At 78.1% G+C, this 10343-nt stretch carries 9 protein-coding genes and 3 pseudogenes; 4 read left to right on the top strand and 8 right to left on the bottom strand.

All coding sequences use genetic code 11. The annotated features are described in order from the left end of the window. Positions 1-311 (bottom strand): annotated as a pseudogene (locus KPF22_RS20075) (hypothetical protein); the annotation flags it as partial. Here KPF22_RS20075 and KPF22_RS20070 point away from each other — a divergent pair. From KPF22_RS20070 to KPF22_RS20060, 3 genes are read left to right on the top strand one after another with little or no spacing between them, the layout of a single operon-like run. Beyond that, positions 287-784 carry an ABC transporter permease subunit gene (locus tag KPF22_RS20070; protein ID WP_224402987.1) on the top strand — a complete coding sequence of 166 codons (498 nt, stop codon included), beginning with the start codon at positions 287-289 and terminating at the stop codon, positions 782-784. The pseudogene KPF22_RS20075 and the gene KPF22_RS20070 overlap by 25 nt on opposite strands. Beyond that, positions 781-3006, top strand: coding sequence for an ATP-binding cassette domain-containing protein (locus KPF22_RS20065; RefSeq protein ID WP_208825640.1), 2226 nt, complete (start codon positions 781-783; stop codon positions 3004-3006). The genes KPF22_RS20070 and KPF22_RS20065 overlap by 4 nt, the downstream gene beginning before the upstream one ends. Next, positions 2937-5183 (top strand): methyltransferase, encoded by a 2247-nt coding sequence (locus KPF22_RS20060; RefSeq protein ID WP_224400893.1) that lies wholly within the window; start codon positions 2937-2939, stop codon positions 5181-5183. The genes KPF22_RS20065 and KPF22_RS20060 overlap by 70 nt, the downstream gene beginning before the upstream one ends. Before the next feature lie 35 nt (positions 5184-5218). On the opposite strand, the gene KPF22_RS20055 is transcribed toward KPF22_RS20060, so the two are convergent. From KPF22_RS20055 to KPF22_RS33235, 3 genes are all read right to left on the bottom strand, one after another. Continuing rightward, positions 5219-5380 (bottom strand): RGCVC family protein, encoded by a 162-nt coding sequence (locus KPF22_RS20055; RefSeq protein ID WP_224400894.1) that lies wholly within the window; start codon positions 5378-5380, stop codon positions 5219-5221. A 50-nt stretch (positions 5381-5430) separates the two neighbouring features. Beyond that, complete coding sequence (locus tag KPF22_RS20050; protein WP_224400895.1) at positions 5431-6489, bottom strand: acyl-CoA desaturase; 1059 nt, start codon at positions 6487-6489, stop codon at positions 5431-5433. Positions 6490-6733: 244 nt separating this feature from the next. Beyond that, entirely contained in the window at positions 6734-7009 is a 276-nt protein-coding gene (locus KPF22_RS33235) for a hypothetical protein (RefSeq protein ID WP_224400896.1), read from the bottom strand. On the opposite strand from KPF22_RS33235, the gene KPF22_RS20040 reads away from it, so the two are divergent. Continuing rightward, positions 6989-7933 carry an alpha/beta hydrolase gene (locus KPF22_RS20040; RefSeq protein ID WP_224400897.1) on the top strand — a complete coding sequence of 315 codons (945 nt, stop codon included), beginning with the start codon at positions 6989-6991 and terminating at the stop codon, positions 7931-7933. The genes KPF22_RS33235 and KPF22_RS20040 overlap by 21 nt on opposite strands. A 49-nt stretch (positions 7934-7982) precedes the next feature. On the opposite strand, the gene KPF22_RS33670 is transcribed toward KPF22_RS20040, so the two are convergent. From KPF22_RS33670 to KPF22_RS33655, 4 genes and pseudogenes are all read right to left on the bottom strand, one after another. Then, entirely contained in the window at positions 7983-8360 is a 378-nt protein-coding gene (locus KPF22_RS33670) for an STAS domain-containing protein (RefSeq protein ID WP_224402989.1), read from the bottom strand. 73 nt (positions 8361-8433) lie between these two features. Continuing rightward, positions 8434-8676: pseudogene (locus KPF22_RS33665) on the bottom strand (ATP-binding protein); the annotation flags it as partial. Positions 8677-8741: 65 nt separating this feature from the next. Beyond that, positions 8742-9896, bottom strand: a pseudogene (locus tag KPF22_RS33660) (PP2C family protein-serine/threonine phosphatase); the annotation flags it as partial. Further along, positions 9842-10321 carry a GAF domain-containing protein gene (locus KPF22_RS33655; RefSeq protein ID WP_224402988.1) on the bottom strand — a complete coding sequence of 160 codons (480 nt, stop codon included), beginning with the start codon at positions 10319-10321 and terminating at the stop codon, positions 9842-9844. The gene KPF22_RS33655 and the pseudogene KPF22_RS33660, both read right to left, overlap by 55 nt. Between the last annotated feature and the right edge of the window lie 22 nt (positions 10322-10343).

Below are 10343 nucleotides of genomic sequence, written 5' to 3'. Positions count from 1 at the left end.
CGGGCGGCCGGGTCGACCCGGCCGCGCTCGCGGAGCTGCGCGCCGCGGCGGGCCTGGACCGGCCGTGGCCCGCCCGGTTCCTGACCTGGGTCGCCGGCCTGCTCACCGGGGACCCCGGACGGTCGCTGGTCAGCGGCCGTCCGGTCGCCGACCTCGTCGCCGGACGGGCCGGGACCACCGCCGTGCTGGTGGTCGCGGCCCTGGTGGTGGCCGTGCCGCTCGCCGCGCTGCTCGCCCGCCGGCGCGGCGCCGCCGTCGCCGCGGTCGGCTCCGCGGTGCCCCGGTCGTGGTCGCGGTCGGGCTCGCGACACTGCTGTCCGGCGTCCTGGGCTGGGTCCCGCCGGTGTCGCTGCTGCCGCCCGGTGAGCCGGCGTGGGCCCGGCCCGACCTGCTCGTCCTGCCCGTCCTCGCGCTCGCGCTGCCGTCGGGTGCCTTCGCCGCGGGCCAGCTGCGCGGGGTCGTCGAGGACGTCGCGGCCCGGCCGTTCGTGCGCGACGCCGTGCTGCGCGGGGTCCCCGCACCGGTCGTGGCCCTGCGCTACGCCGGTCCGTTCGTCGCGGCCCCCGCGCTGCGCGTGCTCGCGGTGACCGCGGGCTCGCTGGTCGCGGGCAGCACCGTCGTCGAGACGCTGTTCGGGGTCGCCGGGCTCGGGGAGCTGCTCGTGGGCGCCGTCGCCACCCGTGACCTGCCGGTGGTCTCGGCGGTGGCGCTGCTCGCCGCGTCCGTGGTGGTCGCGGGGACGCTGGCCGCCGACCTCGTCGCCGCCGCGGCGGGCCGGCCGTGAGGCGCTCCGTGCTCCTGCCCGGCGGGCTGCTGCTCGGCCTGCTGGTCGCGCTGCCCGTCGCGGGTCCGCTCGCCGGTGGCGACCCGCTGCGGGTCGTCGCCGCGCCGTGGTCCCCGCCGCGGCCCGGCCTGCCGTGGGGCGCCGACGTCCTGGGCCGCGACGTGCTCGCCCGGGTGCTCGACGGCGGAACCGGACCGGTCACGACGGCGGTGGCCGCCGCCCTGCTCGCCACGGCGATCGGCACCGCGGGCGGGTTGTGGGTGGGGTGGACCGGCGGGCGCCGCGCGCGTGCCGTCACCGCGCTGAGCGACCTGCTGGTCGCGGTGCCGTTGCTGCTGCTCGTCCTGGTCGCCGCGGTGACGCTGCCCGGGCCGGCCGCGGTCGTCGTCGGCACCGTCGTCGGCGGCGCGCCGCTCACCGTCCGGGTCGTCGCCGACGCCACCGCCCGGGCGCGCACCGCGGGCCACGTCGAGGCCGCACTCGTCCACGGCGAACGCCCGGTCGCGGTGCTGCTCCGCGAGGTGCTGCCCGCGCACGCACCCCTGGTGGCCGCCGACCTCGCCGGCCGCGCGGTGCTCGCGCTGCAGCTGGCCGCTGCCACCTCGGTGCTCGGGTTCGGCCCGCCGCCGCCGGCCCCGGACTGGGCGGTGATGCTGCGGGAGAACCTGCCGGGGCTGACCGTGAACCCGGCTGCGGTGCTCGCCCCGGCCGTCGCGCTCGGTGCGGTCGCGACGGTGCTGGCCGTGGTGTCGCTGCGGCTCGTGCCCGCACGCACCGGTACGACGCGGGTCCCCGGCGGCCCGGTGCAGACCGGCCCCGGGCTCACCGTGCGCGGGCTGCGCGTCCTCGATCCCGACGGGCGCGTCGTCCTCGACGGCCCCGACCTCGACGCGCACCCCGGGGAGGTCGTCGCCGTCGTCGGCTCGTCGGGGAGCGGCAAGACCACGCTGCTGCACGCGGTCCTGGGCACCCTGCCGGGGGGCCTGCGCGCCGTCTCGGGAGGTGTCGGCTGGGAAGGCGCTCCGCTGCCCCGGGGACGCCGCTGGCGACGGCGCACGCTCGGGCTGCTGGGGCAGGACCCGGCGCTGCACCCGCTGCGCGACGCCCGGGCCCAGCTGCCCGTCCCCGACCCGGACGCGGCGCTGCGTGCGGTCGGCCTCGACCCGGGGGCCGTCGGGGGGCTGCGGCCCGACCGGCTCTCCGGGGGCCAGGCCCGCCGGGTCGCGCTCGCCAGGGCGCTGGCCGGCGACCCCGCCCTGCTCGTGCTCGACGAGCCCACCGCGGGCCTCGACCCCGCCGCGACCGCCGTCGTCGTCGAGCTGCTGCGCGCCCGCGGCGGCGTCACCCTCGTCGTCACCCACGACCCGGCCGTCGCCGCGGTCGCCGACCGGGTCGTGCGGGTGGGCGCCCCCGCGCCGCCGCCGGCCCCGGCCGGTCCGCCGCCGTCCCGGGCCGGAACGCCGCCGTCGCCCACCGCGGTGCCGGTCCTCGACGCGCGGCACGTCACCACGGCCGTCCCCGGGGCCGCCGCGGACGTGGACGTTCCCGTGCGGCCCGGCGGGCTGACCGTGGTCACCGGGCCGTCCGGCTGCGGCAAGACCACCCTGCTCCGGGCACTGGCCGGGGTGCGGCCGGTCACCGGGGGCACCCTCGCACTGGCCGGTTCCGCCACGCCGTGGCCGGTGGGTGACCGCACCCCGGGCGTCGTCGCGCTGGTCGGGCAGCACCCCGTCCACGAGCTCAATCCGGCCCGCACCGCGGGGGCCGCCGTCGCCCGCCCGCTGCGCCGGCTCCACGGCATGCCCGCCGCCGTCGCCCGCGCCGAGGCGGTCCGGCTGCTGGGCGCGGTCGGCCTGCCGCCCGACGTGGCGGGACGGCGCCCGGCGGCGCTGTCGGGCGGGCAGCGGCAACGGGTCGCGCTGGCCCGTGCGCTGGCCGTGCGGCCCGCGGTCCTGCTCGCCGACGAGCCGACCTCCGCGCTGGACGCGGCGACCACGGCCGCCGTCCTCGACCTGCTCGACGCCGCCCGGGCCGACGGCCTCGCCGTGCTCGCCACCACCCACGACCGCGCGCTGGTCGAACGCGCCGACCACGTCGTCGACCTCGTCGACCCCGCCCCGACCCCGTCACCCAGACCGAGAGGAACCGCCCGGTGCGCACCGAACCCACCGCCGACCCGACCCACCCCTGGATCGCGCGCATCACCCGGGACGAGGACCTGACCCGGGTCGTCGTCGACCCGGCCGCGCTCGTCCCGCCGGACGGCGCGCTCGTCGTCGAGCACCGCGAGCACTGGACCGAGGTCTACGACTGGACCTACTCCGACCCGTCGCCGCTGGCCGGCTGGCGGGCCTCGGGGACCGGTGCGCCGCTGCCCGCCGCGCACATGGGGGAGTGGGCCGACCGCACGGCCGAGCTCGTGCTCGCCGCGCGCCCGCGCCGGGTGCTGGAGCTGGGCTGCGGCACGGGGATGCTGCTGGAGCGGATCGCCCCGCACGTCGAGGCCTACGTCGGCACCGACATCGCGGGCGACGTCGTCGACCGGCACCGCGCCGCCGCCGCGCCCGGGGTGCGGGTCGTGCGGGGCGCCGCGCACGAGGCCGGCTCGGCCGCCGTCCGGGAGGCGCTCGGCGGGCGGGCACCGGACTGCGTGGTGATCAACTCGGTGACGCAGTGCTTCCCCGACCTCGCCTACCTGACCGAGGTGCTCCGTACCGCGACCGCGGTCGTCGCGGCCGGGGGGACGGTCGTCGTCGGCGACGTGCGGCACGCGGGCCTGCACCTGCGGCACTGGCGGGAGACCGTCACCGCCACCGGGCCCGCCCCCGACGACGACGCCCTGGCGCGCACCGTCGCCGAGCGCGCCGCGACGGACCGTGAGCTGCTGGTCGACCCGGCCGCCCTCGCCACGGCGGCCCTCGCGGGCGGGCGCCGGATCGCCGTCGCCGTGCACGCCAAGACCCTCACCGACGACACCGAGCTGTCGCGCCACCGGTTCGACGCCGTCCTGCACGTCGACGCCGGACCCTCGCCGGTCCCGCAGGTCCTGGACTGGACCGGCGACCCGTTGGCCGGGGCGGAGCCGGTCCTGCTGCGCGGCATCCCCAACGCGTTGCTGCGTCCCGGCCCGCACGCGGTCACCGCGGCCCGGCTGCGCACCGACCTCGCCGGTCACGACGCCGCCGTCCTCCTCGACCCGGACGACCCCGAGCTGCTGGCGGTCGCCCGGCCCGCCGCCGCGGCCGCCCGGCCCGCCGCCGGGCTGGCCGGCCCGGGCCGGGCCCACGAGCCGTTCCCCGCGTTCGTGCGGAGCCGGGTCGGGCCGCTCGCGCGGCGTCTCACCGGCACCGACGCGACGGTCCTGCTGCCCGTCGCCGGGCCGGACGACGTCGCCGCGGCCGACGCGGCGGGCCTGGCCGCGCTGCCCGGCGGCGCACCGGCCGGCGACGCGGGCCCTGCCGACGCGGTCGCCCGGCTCGACGCCGTCGCGCTGCGTGCCATGGCCTCGGTGCTCGACGCCGGGGACCCCGACGTCGCCCCGCGGCACGCGTGGCTGGTGCGGCGGTGGCGGGCCGAGCTCGCCGCGCACGGCGACCCCGGGCCGCAGCCGGACGGCGCGCTGCACGCGGCGTGCACCGACCTGGGCTACCCGCCCGCGATGGTCGAGTTCTTCGCCGCCGCCATGGCCCACCTGCCCGCGCTGCTGCGCGACGAGGTGCCGCTGCAGGCGCTGCTGTTCCCCGACGGCGAGATCGCCACCGCCCTGGCGAGCTACCAGGACAACACGATCAACACCTACCTCAACGGGGCGCTGGCCCACCTCGCCGCGACCACCGCACGGACCCGGGCGGAGCCGCTGCGCGTCCTGGAGCTGGGGGGTGGCGTCGGCGGCAGCACCCGCGCCGTCCTCGACGGCCTGGGGGAGGCGCCGGTCGACTACCTGTTCACCGACGTCTCACGGTTCTTCCTCGACCTGGCCGCGACCCGGTTCCCCGGGGTGCGGACCGCGCTGCTCGACGTCACCACCGACCTGGCCGCCCACGACGGCCGCCACGACCTCGTCGTCGCGGCGAACGTCCTGCACAACGCCGTCGACGTCCGCGCGACGCTCGCCGCCGTCCGCGGGGTACTGGCCCCCGGCGGGGTGCTCGCCCTGGTCGAGTCGACCCGCGAGCACCTCCCGGCGCTGGTGTCGATGCAGTTCCTCATGTCCGCGCGTCCGGGCGCGGCCGCCGCGGGCAGCGGGGACCTGCGCGCCGGCACCGACCGGATCTTCCTGACCGAACGGCAGTGGTGGGCCGAGCTCGCCGCCGCCGGTCTGCGGCCGGTCGCGGCGCTGCCCGGTGACACGGACCCGCTGCGGGCGCTGGGGCAGCAGCTGCTGGTGGCGACGACGTAGTCACCCCGCCCCGGCGGCGGTACGGCGCGGTGCGGTCACCCCTTCGCGCAGACGCACCCCTGCGAGGACCCACCCGCGATCTTCGCCGAGCAGAACCTCCGGTCGATCGCGTCGTGGTCCTCCCAGGGGTGCGGGCAGACCGGGCACAGCTCGTCCGGGGTGTGGTCGGAGGCGGTCGAGGGGGTCGGGTCGTCCATGCTGGTGGTTCTCCTTCGGGGTTGTCGCCCCGAGCGGACCCGGGGACGGGTCAGCCGGCCGGTGGCCCGGTGGGGCGCCGCAGCGGGGCGCCGACCTCGTGCAGGTGACGGAGGACCTCGGCGTAGGAACGCAGGGGACCGGTCCGGGTGTAGGGCAGGCCGTGGGTGGTGCAGAACTCCTGCACGATCGGCTGAGCGCGGCGCAGGTGCGGGCGCGGCATGCGGGGGAACAGGTGGTGCTCGATCTGGTAGTTCAGGCCGCCCAGCGCGACGTCGAGCACCCGGCCGCCGAGCACGTTGCGCGAGGTCAGCACCTGCTTGTGCAGGTGGTCCAGTCGACGGCCCGCCGGGATGACCGGCATCCCCTTGTGGTTCGGAGCGAACGCCAGGCCCATGTACACGCCCCAGAGCCCCTGGTGCACGACGACGAACGCGACGGCCTGCACCGGCGCGAGGACCCAGAACACCGCCCCCAGGTACCCGACGGCGTGCGCGACGAGCAACGCCGCCTCCAGCCGCGGGCGGGGGACCTCTCGGCGCAGGATCGCCCGGACGGCGGTGAGGTGCAGGCTCCACCCCTCCAGGAACAGCAGCGGGAGGAACAGGTACGCCTGGTGGCCGACCATCCAACGGACGGGGCCCCGCGTGGCGGCGGCCTGCTCGGGGCTGAAGGCGAGCACCGGGATGTCGATGTCCGGGTCGTCGTCGGCGTGGTTGGGATGGGCGTGGTGCGCGGTGTGCTGGGTGACCCAGGCACCGTAGCTCAGCCCGACCAGCCCGCCGTGCAGGTAGCCGACGACGTCGTTGGCACGCCGGCCGGCGAAGATCTGACGGTGGCCCGCGTCGTGGCCGATGAAGGCCAGCTGCGTGGTCACGACCGCGAAGAACACCGCCAGCAGCAGCTGCCACCAGGACGGGCCGAGCCACACGAACACCGTGAGGCCGCCCGCGAGCAGGACCGCGTTCGCCGCGAACAGGAGCAGGTAGGTGCGGCGGGCCTCCTGCAGCAGACCCGCCCCGGACACCAGGGCGGCCAGCTCGCCGAACCCGCCCGCCGTCGTCGGACGGGTACGACGGGGGGACGTGCCGGTGGGCGGGGACGTCGTCATGCGTGCTCTCCGGTCGACCCTCGGGACACGGGACGAGCGGTCCTCACGACCGCACGGCTCACGCGTCGGAACGAGCCGCCAGGACAGCGACCACGCGACCTGGCCGGTGCGGGAACGGCCGGGACCGCACCACGGGACGGCACGGTCACGCCCCCGTAATGTGGCACACCGGTCGCCGCCCCGCACACCCACGCCCGGTCGCAGCCCGGCCGGGAGCCTCCTCAGGAGGCGGCCCGGCCGGCGCTCAGCGCTGCCGGACCGGCCGGACGAGGATCTCGTCGACGTCGATCTCGGGGGAGGTGTCGACCGCGTAGGCGACGGTGCTGGAGGCGCTCGCGGCCGTCCTGCGGCTCGACGACGACGCCCGGATGCGCCTGTTCCGGCCGGCGGGGGCGGCGCCGACCTGGACTACATCGGCAACATCCCGCCGTACGCCGCCGACGACGCGGCGGTCCTGCGGACGGCCGAGGTCGCGCGGGAGGTGGCGCAGCGGTGCGCGGTGAACGACCGCAACGGGCACCTGCGGCACGTCACGACCGCCAACGTCGCCCGGGACATGGACCGGATCCGGGCCGCGCTCGGCGAGGAGAAGGCGAGCTTCCTCGGCTTCTCCTACGGGTCGGCGCTCGGGGCGGCCTACGCCTCCCTGTTCCCCGACCGCTCCGACCGCGTCGTGCTCGACAGCAACGTCGGTGACACCCACCTCGACCCCGACGGCATCCGCCGCTACGCACTCGGCGCCGAGGAGACCTTCGGGGACTTCGCCCGCTGGGCCGCCGACCGGCACGACACCTACGGGCTGGGCGCCACCCCGGAGGAGGTGCGGGAGACCTATCTCCGGCTCGCCGCGCGGCTCGACGACCGGCCGTCGGCCGGGGTCGACGGGCGGGTGTTCCGGGCCGCCACCTTCGTCGGTCTGTACGGCCCGACCCTCTACGGCAGCACCGCCGCGGCCTGGCAGTCGCTGCTGTCCGGCGACGCGCCGCCCGCCCCGGCACCGCCCGCGGGCCCGTCGCCGCAGGACAACGCGTACACGGCGTTCCTCGCCACCACCTGCAACGACGTCGCCTGGCCGCGGGACGTCGCGGCCTACCAGCGGGCGGTGGCGCAGGACCGCGAGCGGTTCCCCGTGTACGGCGCGGCGAGCGCGAACGTGCTGCCCTGCGCCTTCTGGCCGTACGAGCCGGCCGAGCCGCCGGTCCGTGTGCTCGACGAGGGCCCGGCGAACGTGCTGATCGTGCAGAACCGCCACGACCCGGTCACCCCGCTGCGCGGCGGTGAGCTCCTCCGGGAGAAGTTCGGCGACCGGGCCCGGCTCGTCGTCGAGAACGGGAGCGGCCACGGCGTCTACGCCGGCGTCGGGAACACCCCGTGCGCGCTGGGGGTCACGACGTCGTACCTGGTCGACGGGACACTCCCGCCCGACGACGTGGTCTGCCGCTGACCGGCTCGCGGCGGCTCGGCAGGCAGCTGTGTGCCGGGCCGCCGGGCCCTCACCCCAGGAGCGTGAGCAGCCCGGAGAGCTCCAGCGCGTGCCGCGCCGGACCCGGCGGCACCTCGACCCGCAGCCGGTGCCCGCGGGCGCCCGCCCGGTCGGCGGCCTCGGCGAGCAGGGCGGCGCCGTTGCTCGCGACGTAGGTCGGTCCGTCGAGGACGAGGAGCACCGGCCCGGCGGTGACCAGCTCCAGGAGCCGGTCGCGGATCTCGGCTGCCCCGGCGAGGTCGAGGTCGCCGGCCAGGGTGAGGCGGCGGGCGTCGCCGCTGCGGCCGTCGTCGTGCAGCTCGGTGCGCCGGCGTCCGGGGGAGGGCCGTACGGGCGGCGCGGGGTGCTGCGCCACGGCGGGCGTGCGCGGGTCCGGGGTGATCTGCATGCGCACCACGGTGCCCCCGCCCGCCGTGTCGATCTCGGCGGTGGTGGCGATGGCGCGGATCATCTGCAGGCCGCGTCCGCGGTAGCCGGGGTCGGGCGGCGGGCGGCCGCCAGCGGCCGGTGTCGGCGACCCGGGCCCGGACGCCGTCGTGCGGGGTGTAGCCGAGACGCAGGTGCACCTCGCCGGGCGGGTCGAACTCGGCGTAGCCGTGCTCGACGCTGTTGGCGGCGGCCTCGTCGATCGCTCGGACCAGGTCGTCGCCGAGGTCCTCGGCCAGGCCCACATGGCCGGCCCAGCGCCGGACCCGGCGGCGCATCGCCGGCAGCTCCGGGCGGACCCGGGGACGGTGAGGTCGATGTCGGGCGGGAGGACGCGGACGCAGACCAGCGCGGCGTCGTCGGTGTGGGCGGCCCCGGCCAGGGCCCGGCCGACGATCTGGTCGGCGAACTGCTCGGGCGGCAGCCCCGCGACCTCGGCGGCGATCCGGGCCAGCCGGTCCAGCCCCTCGTCGACGACCTCGCCGCGGCGCTCGACGAGCCCGTCGGTGTAGAGGACCAGCGTCTGCCCGGCCGCGATCGGGGCGACGCCCTCGCCGAAGGGCGGCCGGCCGCGGACGCCGAGGACGGGGTTGTGGCCGCCCGCGAGGTAACGGCTGCCGTTCTCGTCGACGACCAGCACGGGCAGGTGCCCGGCCCGCGCCCAGCGCAGCTCCCCGCGGCCGGGGTCGACGACCACGCAGGCCGCCGTCGAGTAGCGGGCACCGGGGATCCAGGTCGCGAACTCGTCGAGCAGCTCCAGCGCGGACGCGGGGTCGCGGCCCTGCCGGACGGCCCCGGAGAGCACGGTGCGCAGCTGGGCCATCACCGCGGCCGCCGCGACGCCCTGTCCGACGACGACGTCACCCACCGACAGCCCGATCCGCCCGTCGCCGAGGTCGACGACGTCGTACCAGTCGCCGCCGGCCTCGGTGCCCGCGGCGCCGGCCTGGTAGCGCACCGCGCGATCCACGGTGTCGAGGTCGGGCAGCCGGGTGGGCAGCAGCGTGCGCTGCAGGGTGTGGGCGACCTCCCGCTCGGCGCGGTAGAGCCGGGCGCGTTCGAGCGCCTGCGCGGCCGGGTCGGTCAGGGCGAGCAGGGTGGCGCGCTCGTTCGGGGTCAGCGGGCGCGGCGTCCCGAACGCGACCGCGATGACGCCGACGGTGCGGGCGGCGGTGACCAGCGGGAGGGTGAAGAGGGTCGCGTGGCCGAGGCCGTCGAGCAGGGTGGCGGTCTCCGGGTGGCGCGCTCCGCCCCAGTCGGTGCCCGGTTCCAGCCACAGCGCGCGGGCCTGGCGGGCGGTCACCGCCGCCGGCACCGGCGAGGTCAGCGGCACCTCGCGCCACGCCTGCGGGTCGGTGACGCCGTGCAGGGCCAGTGCCCGCAGCTGCTGCCCGGCCGGGTCGAGCTCGTAGACCGCGATCCGGCAGGTGCCGAGCAGCGCCGTCAGGTGGGTGACGACGGTCCGGGCGACCTCGGTCGGGTCGGCGGCGGCCGACAGCTGCGCGGTGGCCCGCTGCAGCAGCGCCAGCCGGTCGGCGTTGGCCCGCTCGTCCGCGTCCGCGAGCAGCAGCGCGTTGTCGAGCGCGAGCGCGGCCCGGTCGGCGAGCTCGGTGACGAGCTCGATGTCGTCAGGGGTGTACGGCGTGGTCCGCGGGCCCGGACCAGCACCAGGACGGCCAGCGTCCGGCCGCGCGCGGACAGCGGCACCCCGACCGCGGAGCGTGCGGGGATCGAGGAGCCGGGGACCGTCGCGCCGGGGGCGGTGTCGTCCCACAGGACGGCGGCGCCGGTGTCGAGGACCCGGAGGCCGAACGAGGTCTCGGCGGGGCGCTCGTCGAGCGCCTCCCCGGTCGCGGCGTCCGGACCGTACCGGGCGACGCGGACGAGCTGCCCGGCGTCGTCGACGCGGCGGACCGTGCACACGTCGGCCAGCCGGGTCTCGACG

Origin of the sequence: Pseudonocardia sp. ICBG1034, from assembly GCF_020131375.1 — a bacterium.
Classification (GTDB): Bacteria; Actinomycetota; Actinomycetes; order Mycobacteriales; family Pseudonocardiaceae; genus Pseudonocardia; species Pseudonocardia alni.
The sequence above is the reverse complement of the archived record's forward strand: the minus strand, read 5'-3'. Positions and strand labels throughout refer to the sequence as shown.

Coding starts and splice junctions, on each gene's coding strand:
- KPF22_RS33670 (WP_224402989.1), bottom strand. CDS start 8,360: ATGCAGATCACCCCGGACCCGCGCACGCCCGCCGTGGCGCAGCACCCC.
- KPF22_RS20055 (WP_224400894.1), bottom strand. CDS start 5,380: ATGGACGACCCGACCCCCTCGACCGCCTCCGACCACACCCCGGACGAG.
- KPF22_RS20050 (WP_224400895.1), bottom strand. CDS start 6,489: ATGACGACGTCCCCGCCCACCGGCACGTCCCCCCGTCGTACCCGTCCG.